At 44.6% G+C, this 14,948-nt stretch carries 13 protein-coding genes and 1 riboswitch; of the genes, 7 read left to right on the top strand and 6 right to left on the bottom strand.

Annotated features, from left to right (window positions below; genetic code table 11):
* The first annotated feature begins 152 nt into the window (after positions 1-152).
* Positions 153-305, top strand: a complete 153-nt coding sequence (locus R8N47_RS15690; protein ID WP_005378381.1) for a hypothetical protein — start codon at positions 153-155, stop codon at positions 303-305.
* 143 nt (positions 306-448) lie between these two features.
* On the opposite strand, the gene mukB is transcribed toward R8N47_RS15690, so the two are convergent.
* From mukB to cmoM, 4 genes are read right to left on the bottom strand one after another with little or no spacing between them, the layout of a single operon-like run.
* Positions 449-4,912 (bottom strand): chromosome partition protein MukB, encoded by a 4,464-nt coding sequence (gene mukB / locus R8N47_RS15695; protein ID WP_064353760.1) that lies wholly within the window; start codon positions 4,910-4,912, stop codon positions 449-451.
* Between the two features lie 2 nt (positions 4,913-4,914).
* On the bottom strand, positions 4,915-5,640 hold the full coding sequence (gene mukE, locus R8N47_RS15700) for a chromosome partition protein MukE (RefSeq protein ID WP_005378379.1): 726 nt from the start codon (positions 5,638-5,640) through the stop codon (positions 4,915-4,917).
* Positions 5,621-6,958, bottom strand: coding sequence for a chromosome partition protein MukF (mukF, locus tag R8N47_RS15705; RefSeq protein WP_017634722.1), 1,338 nt, complete (start codon positions 6,956-6,958; stop codon positions 5,621-5,623). Before mukF ends, mukE begins: the two co-directional genes overlap by 20 nt.
* 2 nt (positions 6,959-6,960) lie before the next feature.
* Entirely contained in the window at positions 6,961-7,752 is a 792-nt protein-coding gene (gene cmoM / locus R8N47_RS15710) for a tRNA uridine 5-oxyacetic acid(34) methyltransferase CmoM (RefSeq protein WP_025766915.1), read from the bottom strand.
* A gap of 114 nt (positions 7,753-7,866) precedes the next feature.
* Here cmoM and elyC point away from each other — a divergent pair, with 114 nt between their 5' ends.
* Complete coding sequence (gene elyC / locus R8N47_RS15715) at positions 7,867-8,652, top strand: envelope biogenesis factor ElyC (protein WP_005387893.1); 786 nt, start codon at positions 7,867-7,869, stop codon at positions 8,650-8,652.
* 72 nt (positions 8,653-8,724) lie between these two features.
* Here elyC and torR read toward each other — a convergent pair whose 3' ends face one another.
* On the bottom strand, positions 8,725-9,435 hold the full coding sequence (gene torR, locus R8N47_RS15720) for a two-component system response regulator TorR (protein ID WP_005378370.1): 711 nt from the start codon (positions 9,433-9,435) through the stop codon (positions 8,725-8,727).
* A gap of 266 nt (positions 9,436-9,701) precedes the next feature.
* Between torR and torD the strand changes: the two genes are divergently transcribed.
* The 5 genes from torD to R8N47_RS15745 all read left to right on the top strand — a co-directional run bounded on the left by torD (position 9,702) and on the right by R8N47_RS15745 (position 14,048).
* Entirely contained in the window at positions 9,702-10,349 is a 648-nt protein-coding gene (gene torD, locus R8N47_RS15725) for a molecular chaperone TorD (RefSeq protein WP_017820035.1), read from the top strand.
* A 468-nt stretch (positions 10,350-10,817) separates the two neighbouring features.
* On the top strand, positions 10,818-11,822 hold the full coding sequence (gene purR, locus R8N47_RS15730) for an HTH-type transcriptional repressor PurR (RefSeq protein ID WP_005378368.1): 1,005 nt from the start codon (positions 10,818-10,820) through the stop codon (positions 11,820-11,822).
* 287 nt (positions 11,823-12,109) lie between these two features.
* A riboswitch (cyclic di-GMP riboswitch) is annotated at positions 12,110-12,199 on the top strand.
* A 116-nt stretch (positions 12,200-12,315) separates the two neighbouring features.
* A complete protein-coding gene (locus R8N47_RS15735) occupies positions 12,316-12,906 on the top strand; it encodes a TfoX/Sxy family DNA transformation protein (RefSeq protein WP_005378367.1) in 591 nt (196 codons plus the stop codon).
* Positions 12,907-13,020: 114 nt separating this feature from the next.
* Positions 13,021-13,707 carry a TVP38/TMEM64 family protein gene (locus R8N47_RS15740; protein ID WP_005378366.1) on the top strand — a complete coding sequence of 229 codons (687 nt, stop codon included), beginning with the start codon at positions 13,021-13,023 and terminating at the stop codon, positions 13,705-13,707.
* A 20-nt stretch (positions 13,708-13,727) separates the two neighbouring features.
* Positions 13,728-14,048: a DUF2007 domain-containing protein gene (locus R8N47_RS15745; protein ID WP_017820033.1), complete on the top strand. Its 321-nt coding sequence runs from the start codon at positions 13,728-13,730 to the stop codon at positions 14,046-14,048.
* Between the two features lie 31 nt (positions 14,049-14,079).
* On the opposite strand, the gene R8N47_RS15750 is transcribed toward R8N47_RS15745, so the two are convergent.
* Positions 14,080-14,883, bottom strand: coding sequence for an alpha/beta fold hydrolase (locus R8N47_RS15750; protein ID WP_017820032.1), 804 nt, complete (start codon positions 14,881-14,883; stop codon positions 14,080-14,082).
* Positions 14,884-14,948 lie beyond the last annotated feature (65 nt).

The following is a 14,948-nucleotide window of genomic DNA, read 5'->3' on the forward strand; positions in this document are numbered from 1 at the left end:
ACCTTGCACTTGCTCTCCTTATTAAACACATCCTTCTCATATATAAGTTGAATCAATGATCGAGCTAACAAAATCAACATAGATCGTTTCTTTTCTACTTTGCCTTTTGAGTATGATGAGAGCTCCCCTTACTCAACTTGAGAGGTTGGGAAATGCTAATAAAAGAAACAAATAATGATGAACCAGAGCTTGAAGAACAAGAGAGCTTAGACCAACACCTACAACGCTTGTCTGAGCTTTCTGTCCAAGCACTCGAAGAGCTTGCTGAAATGATCGAAGTCAGGGACGATATTCCAGAGGAATAAACGTCGCTTCCTCGTGAAGTTCCGCTAATAAGCCGAGACTGCCGTCCTACAGTCTCGGCTTGTCTTATGTTGTTCGAAGCCTACCTCGTAAATAGATACAAAAACGCCCGCGTTCATTGCGGGCGTTTTATTAGATTCGGAGTTTACGATTCAAACTCTTCAATCATCTCTTGCGCTTCAGTCTTAGGCTTATCCGTTTGACCAAAACCACGCAGACCAACTACGTGTACGTGCTCGTGGTCTTTAAACACCTTACGCACCAGTTTGTAGGTCGTACCTTTCTCTGGGCTGATGTTTTCAGGTGCCGCGATGAGAAGCTGCATATCCAGACGGTCACACAATTCGAACAATGTCGCGATCGATTTCGCATCCAGACGCGCGGCTTCATCCAAGAAGAGCAGACGACAAGGCACAATGTCTTTGCTGCGTAGACGACGAGACTCTTCTTCCCAGCTTTGAACAACCATAAGAAGGATTGACTGACCGGTACCGATCGCTTCACCTGTTGATAGCGCGCCAGACTCAGCCTGTAGCCAACCATCTGTACCACGGTTCACTTCTACACTTAGCTCTAGGTAGTTACGGTAATCCAGTAGCTCTTCACCCAGAACTTGAGGAGAACGTTGACCCATATCGATGTGTGGGTTCACGCGTTGGAACAGTTTCGCCATTGCTTCAGAGAAAGTAAAGCGAGTCGATTCAAACAGGTCTTTGTGCTGCTCTTGTTGTGTCGCTAGACCGTTCAGTAGCACTTCGTGACTTTCGCGGATCTTCACGTTTAGACGTACGCCCTTCACCTGACCAAACGAAATGTTCGACAAGCCTTGATTCAGCATACGAATACGGTTTTGCTCACGCTGAATCGTCTTCTTGATGATGCTCGCTACCGACTCAGAGCTGATCGCTAGACGGTTTTCACGTTGCGTTAGCTCTTCCGTTAGACGCGCCAGCTCGACTTCCATCTCTTCGATTGCTTCAACTGGGTCATCAGTACGGATGATATCCTGACGAATACGCTCACGAAGGTGTTGGTATACAGCAATATAGAACAGAACTTTACGCTCTGGGCGAGCGTTGTCTTCTGATAGACGCAGCGCATCACGCAGGTCGTCATTGTTCGCAACCGCTAGACGCAGCGCACCCAGTGATTTATCCGACATCGAACGCAGTTCATCCGCTGACATGTAAGCCAGTTCACGCTTGTGTAGACGACGCTCAACATCGTTTTCACGCGCCAGACGAAGTACTGAACACCAGCCAGCTTTCGCAGCAACCACGAACGTACGCAGCTCAACGTATTCTTTCTGAACTTTCTTCAGACGTTTTGCCAAGCCTTTCATCTCTAGTTCAGTAGAGGTGATCGTGCGCTCGTATTCGCTCTTACGGCTGCGAGACGTGTGTAGACGCTCGTGCAATTCGTCACGACGACGCATTGCGCGCTCTTCTGCACCTTCGTCAGCGTTCACGCCAAACTCTTGAAGCTCTTGTTTGAACTCTTGAACCGTTTCCAGTTTCGCTTGGTGTGAACTCTTCAATGAAGCTAATACTTGGTTGTATTGGTTCATTTGACCTTGCGATTGCTTCAACTCTTCACGAGAGCGAGTACGCATTTGTTCAGCTTGAACCAGTTTAGCTTTTAGCTGCTCACTCAGTTCGCTACTCTTGTTCAGTAGGTCTACTGAATCAGAGTAAGCGAAGTAGTGACGACGTTCAACGAGATCCGAGAGTGCAAAGATTTGCTTCTTAAGATCTTGTAGCCGCTCGTCTGCCGCTTTGTATTCTGCTTCTAGTGCATCGAATTGCTCTGGGTCAGCATCAAGCGCAGACGCAATATTCTCTAATTGCGTGACGGCTTTTGCATGGTTGTTTAAGAAGTCTTTTGCCTCTGCAAGCTGAGCGATTTTCTCTTCTAGCTCATCAAAACGCGCTTGCAATGACTCATCTTCAACAAGCACCATGTGTGACGCTAGCTTGTCCAGAGAAGACAACGCTTGCTTGCTGGTTTGAAGCTGAGAACGTTGTTGTTGCTCTTTCGCATCCAGATCCGCCAACACGCGAGCAATTTGGTTACGCTTATCACGAATAGTTGCCAGTGCTTGTTCTGGATCGGCGTCAAAAGCAACCTGAATGTGGTTAGACACAAATAGGTTAAACGCTTGGTACAAGCGCTGCATTTTCTGAGAATCAAACGCCGCTTTCGCGTGTTTCTCTACCACTTCTTCTCGTTCGTTACGCAGCAACTCTAGACGCTGCTCACGTGCCGCACGGCCAAACAATGGGATCTCAGGCAAGCGAGAGTAACGCATTTGGCGATCGTTCATACGAACGCAAACCGCGCCCTCTAACTCTTCTGCATCGAACGAGCTGTCATCAAAGGCATCGATGTCACCTTCAATGATGTACAAGTCTTCTGGACAGTCGTCTAGCTCTACCAGTTTTTCTTCGATGCCTGACAAGTCAGAAACAACGATAGCGTGACGAGCCGGACCGTACATCGCACTGAAGTAAGGCGCGTCATCAATCGTGATGTCATCGTAGATCTCAGACAGCAATACACCGCCCAGCGTATCTGCCAAACCTTTCAGGCGAGGGTCATTTGAACCACCAGGAGAAGCAAGACGCTCAATCTCAGCGTCTAGCTGGCTACGGCGCTCAGCAAGCTTATCTTTAGCTAAAGACAGCTCCCTTTCTTGTTCAAGGACAACTTGCATGTGGTTCATTACCGCATGGCGATCCTCAAGCTCTTCACCGCTCTGCTCTCTCAGTTTCTCTAGCGCATCGTTCGCCGCAATCCAAGCTGGTGCTATTGCTTCAAGCTTACTAATTTCTGCCACCGCGTTTTGCTCTAGACGGCGCTGTTCACCACGCTGATCACGAACTTCTTCTTGAGCTATCTCTAGTGATTCGATTTGCGTCGCATGACGTTCACGTTCTTGTTCAAACGTAACCTCATCGGTTAGTTCAACGTGATATTGCTTTTTGTATTCAGCAACCAGTTCACGTGCTTGACGCTGCTGGTTAAGGCTGCGTTCGAGATCACGGTGTTGTGCTCGCCATTGCTGTTCGTTTTGTGCGATTTGTTGTGACTCACGCGCTTTCGCAATTGCGGTTTTCGCATGTTCAGACGCGTCTTTGCGCTCAACTTGACCAACAATGCTTTGTACCAGTTTAAGCGCGGTTTCAAACTGCTCTGCCGCTGCAGAAGACATGTCCAGTTTGTGCTTAACCGATAGCAACGCATTGGTGCTTTCTGACTCTTTGTTCTTAAGCTCAGAGACAAGCGCTTGAGCCGATTCCGCCGTTAGGCTGTCATCGCCAAGTAGTTGCTTCGCTTTCTCCAGCGCTTGAACTGCTTGTTGATATTGAAGGGCGCGAGTTTGCTGAACGTCAAGAGCTTGCTGGTAATCAGCAAGTTGCGTCTTAAGGCTATCCACCTCTTCTTCTGCAACGGTAGCTTGCTCTTCAGCCATCATCACGCGTTCTTGCGCTTCTTCCACTACCATCATTTGTTCTTCAAGACGCTCGCTCAGCTCTTCAAGATCTTCTTGGTAGCGTTCGATCTTCTCTTGCTGACGCAGCGCGTTTTGCACCAGTTGCAAGTGATCAGAAGCCGCTTGGTAGTCTTGCTCTAAAGAAGATTCTGATTCGATCAGCAGTTCCAGCTCTTCTTGAACGCGGTTAAGCAGATTGTTTTGCTCAATCAAGGTCTCGCGAGAACCAAATAACTCTGAACGCAAAGACAATGTCTGTTCTAGTTTTTTACGTCGCTCGTTGGCATGGCGCATATAGTCCGCTGCCACGTAGTTGGTCGACTCTGTAATCAAATGTTTGAACAAGTCACGGTCTGCTTGCGTGGTTTTGATCGCTTCTAGCGTCATGCGGTTTTCACGCAGCGCCGATTCCATATCTTGGAACGCTTTTTTCACGCCGCCGTTTTGTGGCAAAAGGTAGTCACGTAGCGAGCGCGTAATCGCACTTGAGATACCACCGTAAAGCGATGCTTCGATCAGGCGGTAGAATTTAGAACGGTCACCAGAGTTACGCAGTTTCTTCGGAATCACACCGAATTCAAACATTTGTGCGTGGTAATCCACGATAGAAGAGAACGCTTTGAACTGAACGCCTTCAAATTCCGCGATCGATTCTTTTACTTCGTTGATTTGACGTACACGAGCTTGAGTCGCAGATACGCTTTCAACCAAAATATCCGTTGGTTTCACATGGCTTGGAAGACCTTGGATCACAAACGGTTTGATGTCTACTTTCTTATCACGACCCGCAACTTGCTGTAGTTTTACTGCAAACAATAGGCGTTGGTTACGTGAGTTCACCACGTCTAGCGCCGCATAACATGCGCCCGGCTGTAGCTTACCGTACAAACCTTTGTCGCGAGACGATTGGCTGCTGCCTGCTTCTGTCGTATTACGGAAGTGCAGTAGCGTTTGGTCAGGAATCAATGCGGTGATGAACGCCGCCATTGTGGTTGATTTACCTGCACCGTTACCACCTGATAGCGTGGTGACCAGACCATCGATGTCAAACGTACGGGCAAAGAAGCCGTTCCAGTTGACCATGGTCAGCGATTGGTATTTACCGCGTTCAATCATGCTCATGCTTCACCCTCTTCTGTTGTTTCTTCTTGGGCTTGGTCGTCTTGATCTTCTTCAGACAATAAGCTGCCTTGGCTTGGCTCTTTGGTGTGCACTACTGCTTCACCATCACGGATTAGACGCAGCTGCGCTTCACGCATGTCATCGCCAATACGTACATCGGCACCAAAGCGGAATACCGCTTCACTGATGCTGAATTTACCGGTTTCACCGATGTTGATGATCATGCCTAGGCGACGCAAACGACGAAGTGACGTACGTACTTTTTCAAACAGCTTTTCTTTATCAAGGTCAGAACCAGTCGCACGGTTCGTCACTAGCTTCATCAGCTTGTTTTCGTCTGCTAGAGCAAGCAGTTCGTCGTACAGCTCTTGGTTAGTAAAGATGCCTTCGTGCGCAAGACGCTCTGGGCTTAGGTAAAGGAAACACAGTACCTTCCCCACCAGCATATCCAGTTCAGAAAGAACACTACGGCCAATCAGAGACGTTGAACGAGGACGAAGGTAGAAGAAACCTTCTGGCGCTTTCACCAATTCGGTGTTGTAGCGTTGGTAGAAAGAAGAAAGCTCAAGTTCGAAATCCGACAACAACGCGTGATTGTCTAGATCTTCACTTGAGATATGACGCCCTGCTCGAAGCATGCTGTCTAGCGCTGGGAACAGAGGGTTAGAAATTGCTTTTGCCAGATTCTCTGACATGTATTCATTAGTATCGGTCGATGACATTCGCTTGTACCTTTGCCCCAAATTCGTTGATTGCTTTCCAGTCTGGTTGAATCGCTTGGTAATCCGATTCTGAATACCCTAGACGTACAGCTTGATCGACGATAATGCGAGCTAAATCAAAATGATGAGTGTAAGGGTGCTGTGCAAGGTAATCTCGCAGTACCACACTCAAGTCGATTGGTGTGCCTTGATCTTTATGCGCTTTTAGCATGTCACCAATTCGTTCAGACAGCTCATCATTGACTTGTTGAAACTCTTCGTATTCTACTTCCATCGGAACTTGACCCGTTACCTCGTCATCACGCAGTACTAGGGCCTCATCACGAAGGTCAGAAAGCCTCTCCGCATCTGCATAAGTCAGATACCAAGGCGCATCGAAGTAATCTTTGACAGATTGACGCAGACGCGAGCTAAACGCACGGTTCTTATCCATATCGATTGCAGTACGAATAAACTTGTGCACGTGTCGGTCGTAACCAATCCAAAGGTCGATCGCTTGCTGGCCCCAGCTTGTGATTCGGTCCAGCTTCATTTGCAGACCAAACAAGGCTTCTTCGATAAACTCCAGCTCAGGGTCACCGTAAACAATTTCTTGAATATCGAGGATCTGAGTTTGCAGTTCATCACTGGCGGCTTGCAGCGTATCTTGAAGTTCACGCAACGTGCTTGATGTTTCTGACAGAAGTGCTTCACAGTTGTTGATCGCTTCGCGCCAGTCTTTGTTAAGCAGGTCAGCAATCTGTTGTTTCACTGACTGTTGCTGCTCATCCATAACACGTTGGTTGAGGTCAATTTGATCGAAGATTTCGCCTACAGAATATTTTAAAACACCGTATACGTTTTTCTTCCAGTGACCCGGTGTGCCACCTTTTTGTGCTGCCTCAATCGCTTTCGCCATTTCATCCGCTACCATGGATAGCTGGATAGATAGACGCAGTTTTGAGAACTCACGATGACGCACGTAGTAGTCGGTTATTCCTATCGCTAATGGCGACAAGCGGTAAATGCTCGCTCCGTCAGTAATCTCACTGACAAAACGGCTCATAAGACGCTGCTTAACCATCTCGTTGATCGCATTGTTCGCACGAAAAGCGGAGGCTTCGCCGGTCTCATCAAATAGTCGAGTGACGATGGCAAATGCATCATGCAGTTCACCTTCACCCAGTTCTTCATCGAACCTTTCATTACTCAGTACGGCAATGGCTATCAAAAATGCCAATCGCTCTGTGGTCAGGTTCAACGAGAAATCGTGCTGCTTAACCCAGCCAACCAGCTCATCGATTGGTTGCTCTGCAGCATTGAGAGTCATCTCACTCATTGTTATTCCTGTTTATCGTTCTTTTTAGCCCACACATGAATGTAGCGGCCTAATGAGAGGTATGGCTCTTGTCGACAAAGTTGTTTTTCTAGCGCCAACACATCTTCAAACTCGTAATCACCCATGTATTCCATATTGCCTATGTAATCACTAAATGAGCGAATACCAGATTTGCCACAAATATTAAAACCTGAATTTTCTATCCACTGGTAGACTTCTTCAGGTTTTAAGCCTTTTTGCGGCTGTAGTTTAAATCTTTTTCGGTGAGGCATGCCGTCTAATATATGAGGAATGTTGCCACAAACCACGTTTTTATAGACTAAACCGTGGTGGTTGTAGAACATGACTGATGCGATACCTCCCGGTTTTACTTGTTCAAGAACTGTTTCAAGTGCGGCCTTAGGATCAACCAGCCACTCCATCACAGCGTGGAACATAACCAGATCGACCTGTCCATCCATATGTTCACCGATGGATTGGACAGGCGAATGAATCAGGCGATACTGCTCAAGCAAACCGTTTTTTTCAATATCCTGCTTAGCCAACTGCAGCATTTCCGAAGATAGATCACATAAAGCGATTCGATGTCCGAGCTTAGCAAGCTTTTGCGACATTTGTGCCAAACCACCACCAGCGTCCAACACTTCTAGGGGTTGCTGGTCAGCATCTAATTCACTTAGAATCTGTAGAAAATCTTCCCACACAATGATTTGGCGGATCTCCCCTTTATCGGAGCCGTAAATATTTTTTGCAAATTTGTGGGCGATATCGTCGAAATTGCGGTCTTCTGTCACTTCTGCTGAGTTATCATAACGGATTGTGCCGCTATTCTGGCACAAGGAAAGCAGGAATAAAGAGGGATACCCTCATTTTTATTATCAATTGATGTTTTTTCGGACTATTTATGTATGTTTGAGCTGAAAAAAGTAGTGTCAGCCATGCTTATGCCCCTTCCGGCATTGCTGCTGATAGGCTTGTTGGGTCTTGCTCTCATTAGTTTTACTACAAAACGTAAAACTGGCTGCTTCGTTGTTCTATTCTCTTTTGTTGGCATTTTTCTTGTTGCCTTCCAACCTGTTTCAACCAAGCTTCTTATGCCGTTAGAGCGAGAGCATAAAGCCTTTTTGCCAGTTTCTGGCACCATCGACTACGTGATGGTTTTAGGGAATGGTCATGTTATCGATGACGAAATTCCACCCACCTCGCAGTTAAGCCGTGCAGCATTAATGCGCTTAACTGAGGGCATTCGTATTTTAAGAATGTATCCAGGCGCGAAATTAATCTTATCCGGCTATGCTGGCGGATCTGAAATTAGCCACGCGCGAATGATGGCGAACGTTGCCCTTGCGTTGGGAGTCGCGAAATCCGATATCATTTTATTAGAAGATGCGAAAGATACGTGGGAAGAGGCGCGTCAAGCGGCTGCATTCGTTCAACAAAAGGAGATTGTGTTAGTCACTTCTGCGAGTCACATGAGCCGTGCATTGTATGAGTTCAACGCAGCAGGCATTAAACCAATCCCAGCCCCGACCAACTTCTTAGCTATTAGCGAGATAAGTCAACCTTGGGATAAATACTCACCTAAAGCGCGTTACTTAGAACAAACAGAGCTTTATTGGCATGAGTACTTGGGCAGTATTTGGCAAAGGTTGCGTGATACTGTCGGCCAAACACCAATGGTTGAAGCAAACTAGTATTATCTTGAAGCCACAAAAAAGGAGAGCCGAAGCTCTCCTTTTTCTTTTTACGATTGAGTTATGTTCCAACTAGTCACCAGCAAACATATAGCCTTCGCCGTGTACCGTTACAAAAATCTGTGGGTTCTTAGGATCGAACTCCATTTTTGCGCGCATACGTCGAATAAGAACATCAATGGTGCGGTCATTCGGCGCATCCACTCGATGGCTGATCATGTTCAAAATACGCTCACGACTTAACACCTGGTTAGGATAAGACGATAATGCCACCAAAAGTTCATACTCTGCTTTAGTTAGTTTTACTGGCTCACCGTTGCGGCTAAGTGCGCGACGTTGAATGTCGAATGTCCACTCCCCAAAGCGCACAATGTGCTCTTCACTGGTTTCATTCGCTTTCGAGCTGCCACTGCGCGCTGCTGAAATACGCCACAGCAAGTTTTTAACGCGAACTAACAGCTCTCTCAGTTCAAAAGGTTTTGTCACATAATCGTCAGCACCCATTTCTAGGCCTACGATTTTATCAATGCTATCCGTGCGTCCTGTTACTAATATGATACCAATATCCGATTGGCTACGTAACTCACGAGTAAGCATCAGGCCGTCTTCACCAGGCAGGTTAATATCCAGCATGATCAGGTCTACATCGCCCGCTTGCAAAACTTCACGCATTTCTGCGCCACTCTCTGCTTCGCTGACTTGGTAGCCCTCATTTTGGAAATATCCCGCAAGCTTACTACGAGTTACAACATCATCTTCTACGACTAATACGTGATAGCTCATTTACACCACTTTTCTGTCTTCTTATTATCCAAGACGTATTCTATTCATAACTAGTAACATTTCTAGTCATAGATACATTAAAACGCAAGATTTAGCGTTTTTATTGATTCAAAACAAGCTTGCCCATTGCTATTAATAAACGGTCATTTTTGACCATAAAACATAACAATTATAGTTACTGCTATTCATTTTAATTGATTACACTTAGGGGATATCCCTAATTGACTTTGTGATGCATGACTTGAAGCATCATTCAGGAGCCCAAAATGCAAGAAGTGAAAGCTTTTAATGAAAAACGCGCTGAAATTTACTGGTGGTTTTCGAGCTTGTTCGCAAAAGAACTAACAGAGAAAGAATTGGAAGCCTATCACAGTGTTGAAATTCGCAGTTTTCTCGCAGGTTTAGGTGAAAATGAGTCGCTAAAACCAGCCGTTGATAGCCTAGTTGATGCGCTGAATCGGTTACAAGATCGTGAAGATGCACAACTAGAGCTTGCAGCTGACTTTTGTGAACTGTTTTTGAAGACAGAAAAATACGGCGCTCTTCCTTACGCATCCATGTACATTGGTGAATCAGGTTTACTGAATGACAAGCCAGCTGAGGAAATGGAAAAGTTGATGGCTGAATTTGGCGTTCAAGTAGACGAAAACCTAAAGGAACCTGCGGATCACTTAGCCGTTGAGCTCGACTTTCTCGGGAACATGATTATCCGCTCAAACGAGCTTGAACAAGAAAAACACATGGAAGAAGCCTTCGTTAAACAAAACGACTTTATCCAGCAACAATTGATGTCTTGGTTACCTCAGTTTTCAGACAAATGTAAACAATTCGACGAATTTGGATTTTACTCGAGTGTCGCGAAACTATTAGTTGCATTTTGTAAACTAGACAGCGCCTACCTTCTTGGTGAATAATTGCCGCCTATTTTTAGGGAGCCTGCCTATCGGGCTTCCTGTATGCCTGAAAGTGACCAATTGTAAGTAACTTGGGTATAATATTCGTTTGCCTTAACTTAGCGCAAAGACGCTTGGTTATTTAGCAGTCAAAATGTGACTTCAAATACACAAATCTCTTGCTGAAAACATTGCTAGTCAGTTCACATAGGGCTAAAATGTGAGCGCAAACGATTAAATATGATTTATATGTAAACCGCTGAAATATAGCGGTTTTTGTGTTTTCTTAACAGGTTGATGGCAATTTCTCATCAGATAGAAAAAAGATAAAATTCATCGACCGATGCTGCTACGTACCCTTTTGTCGCACTTGGATCAACCGCTGCCGAGACACTTAGCGCCAATTTTATATTGCTAGGTGTGAAACCATTAGAGCATCAGGTACATCCAATACGACATATTTCAGTAGCTCGATACAGGACACCATTTATGGCCACGATAAAAGACGTTGCTCGCTTAGCCGGCGTTTCCACTACGACAGTTTCGCACGTTATCAATAAAACGCGTTTCGTTGCAGAAGCAACGCAAGAAAAAGTAATGAAAGCCGTTGACGAGCTGAATTACGCGCCAAGTGCCGTTGCACGCAGCCTAAAATGCAACTCAACTCGTACGATTGGCATGTTAGTAACTCAATCAACTAACCTATTTTTCTCAGAAGTGATTGATGGCGTTGAGAGCTACTGTTACCGCCAAGGCTATACTCTGATTTTATGTAACACAGGCGGGATTTACGAAAAACAACGCGATTACATTCGTATGCTGGCTGAAAAGCGCGTTGATGGCATCCTAGTGATGTGTTCTGACTTAACCGAAGAACTAAAAGAGATGCTTGACCGTCATGCGGACATTCCTAAAGTGGTCATGGATTGGGGCCCAGAGAGCTCACAAGCAGACAAGATCATGGATAACTCAGAAGAAGGTGGCTACATTGCAACCAAACATCTGATTGACAATGGTCATACGGATATCGCTTGTCTAAGCGGTCATTTTGAAAAGCTTGCTTGCCAAGAGCGCATTGCAGGTTTCCGTCGCGCAATGAGCGAAGCGAACCTAGCTGTAAATGAAGACTGGATCCTTGAAGGTAACTTTGAATGTGATACGGCCGTATTAGTTGCAGATAAAATTACCGCAATGGACAAGCGCCCGACGGCGGTATTCTGTTTTAACGACACAATGGCTCTAGGCCTAATGAGCCGCTTGCAACAAAACGGGATCAAAATTCCTGAAGATATTTCAGTGATCGGCTACGACAACATCGAGCTTGCGGAATACTTCTCTCCACCGCTAACGACTATCCACCAACCTAAACGTCGTGTTGGTAAAAATGCATTCGAAATTCTACTTGAGCGTATCAAAGATAAAGAACACGAAAAACGAATTTTCGAGATGCAACCTGAGCTTGTAATTCGAAATACTGTGAAAAAAATGAACTAAATTTCACTGTATTTAACCGTGTTAAATAAGCGCTCTACAGGGGCGCTTATTTTTTTGGAAAAATTAAGCATTCTCTAATACTTCACACCACTCTAATAACAATTGACTAACGTTAACTCCCTGTTTTATATAAATGTAATATATATTAAGAACTCCTTTTCAAAGGCCAATTTGCACCTTTCCATATGCAAAATAGAGCATTCAATCTATCATTTTTATTGAACCGAAATCACACTTTTAACGCTAAACCGTGATGTTAATTCAATATAAGAAGTATGCTCATTGTGTCACGCACAGGGCAAACCATTCGAAAGAGTGGGACGCAAAGCCTCCGGCCTGAACCATATTACGATATGGAAGGTAGCGGGGTTACCGATGGCAAGTGTGTAAGCAATGACTTTACTCTGTAATGACATTGTTTTTACGCATGTTTGCTACTCTCTCGGACCTGACTTTTGGTGGCGTAATATTAATTACACCGAGATAACAAAACATGGATAAACCGATACTCAAAGACTCTATGAAGCTATTTGAGGCACTTGGTAATATCAAGTCGCGCTCAATGTTTGGTGGCTTCGGACTATTCGCTGATGAAACAATGTTTGCACTAGTGGTAAACAATCAGCTTCATATCAGAGCAGACCAAAAAACTTCATCTGACTTCGAGAAACAAGGGCTAAAGCCTTACGTTTATAAAAAACGTGGCTTTCCAGTCGTTACAAAGTACTACGCTATTTCCAGCGATTTATGGGAATCAAGCGAACGCTTAATCGAAGTAGCGAATCAATCATTGAAAAAGGCAAAGCTTGAGAAAGAACAGCAAGCAAGTACAAAGCCTAACCGTTTGAAAGATTTGCCTAACTTACGACTGGCTACCGAGCGCATGCTAAAAAAAGCCGGCATCGAATCCGTAGAGAAGCTTGAAGAGGAAGGTGCGCTTAACGCCTATAAAGCGATAAGAGATACGCACTCTGCAACCGTCAACATTGAGTTGCTATGGGCACTAGAAGGGGCTATCAACGGCACTCATTGGAGTGTGGTACCTCAAGCTCGCCGAGATGAGTTGATGAACGGCCTCCAATAAAAGTCGGCCTAAAAACTATCTTGTAAAACCGCAGTCTAATCTGCGGTTTTTTTGTGAAATTTTTTCGGTTTTCCTACTGTCTTATTACATATATCCCAAATTGGAATCAAAATTATGAATAAGAAACTGATATTAGGTCTCATCCTACTAGCGGCTATCGTCTTTTTAGGTATTAACTTTGGCCAGTATTTAACCTTAGAGAATGCAAAAGCCCAACAAGAAGCACTAACTACATACATCGATCAGAATTTTGTATTCTCGGCTGCGATTTACTTTTTTACCTACATTGCAATTACCGCTTTTTCTATCCCAGGAGCGGCAGTAGTCACCTTACTTGGTGCAGCCTTATTTGGTTTTTGGACAAGCTTGCTACTGGTTTCTTTCGCTAGCACTATGGGGGCAACACTGGCCTTCTTGAGCAGCCGATACTTATTGCGTGACTGGGTACAAAACAAATTCGGAAATAAACTCAACGCAATTAATCAAGGTGTCGAAAAAGACGGAGCTTTTTATCTATTTTCCTTGCGTCTAATCCCTGTATTCCCTTTCTTTCTAATCAACTTACTGATGGGCTTAACGCCGATGTCTGTAGGTAGATTTTATCTCACTAGCCAAATAGGTATGCTGCCAGGCACAGCCGTATATCTGAATGCAGGTACTCAATTAGCAACAATTGAAAGCCTATCGGGCATTGTTTCACCCGCAGTATTAGCGTCTTTTGCGCTATTGGGACTATTTCCAATCATCACTAAATGGGTTATGAATAAAGTAAGGCCGACACCAAGTCAGCAAAACTCGTAATTGGTGAAGTGGGTATTTTGATGAAAATATTTATCGCTAAAAACCCAGCAGAAGCACACATTGTATGTGAGCTGCTTAAAGTGGAACAAATTTACTGTGAAGTTCGTGGAGAAGGTATTTTCGGCTTAAAAGGAGAACTGCCGTTTGGTGATGATACCGATCCTTATGTGTGGCTTTTTGACACTGCACAAAAGATGAAAGCTGAAGAAATAGTAAAAGCATATCGAAAACAATCCGATAGGCATGAGTATCAAGATTGGCAATGCCCAAAATGTCATGAAATAAACGAAGGGCAATTTGGTGCATGTTGGCAATGTGGATATCAACTAGGAGAGCTATAGCGGCTCTCCTATTCAGTGGATGCACTCAGTTTTAAGCACATACAGCTTGCTGTTTAATAAACTCGATGGAGTGTTGATTGAAGTCTTCTGGACGCTCTACATTGCATACATGACCACAATTCGGGATTTCTCGTAGAATGCTGAGCTTATGTGCTGCAACCATTTCTTTGACAGGTTTAATAAACATGTAATCCCTGTCGCCCATTAAGTAAAGAGTCGGAATGGGTAACTCTCGATCTTTAAAATATTTCATTAACGGATTTACATCAGCGGCAAGAATAAACCAACGTTTAAATTCTTTTTGGCAAAGCTTCTTGGCTTCGCGAATAAAAAGGTGGCGAGATTCTCGTTGGCTTCTTTGAGGCATAACAATATAAGCGAACAGTTTGTAGAGCCACATGTACGGTAGGATATGCTTACAAAAATTACCTAATTTCACCAATATCTGAGAACGAGTGTTAAGCCTTGTGACAGCACCGCCGAGCACCATCGAACGTACGCGCTCTGATGACAATTCAGCAAGGTTTCGAACAATAATAGTACCAAGCGACATACCGACAAAATGAGCGGATTGGATCTTTAAATGGTCCAATACTTTCAAAATATCTTGGGTAACTTCCGTAAAGGTATAACGGCTAGCAATGAGCTCTTTAAGTAACTGATTTGACTTTCCATGACCTCTTAAATCGATCAGCAATAAGTTAAAGTGTTGCTTGTAAGCTTTAATTTGCTTGAACCAGATAGAAGAGCTACCACCAGCACCGTGCACAAATACAACCCACTCATTACTAGTAGGGTGCAAATAGGTTTTATGAAAAAGTAGCGGCTGGGTCATATTGAGTATCAAAAAGATCGTGCTATTGAGTAAAAAGCCATCCTACCACACTCCCCTTACTCAAG

Source organism: Vibrio sp. 2132-1, assembly GCF_033344315.1.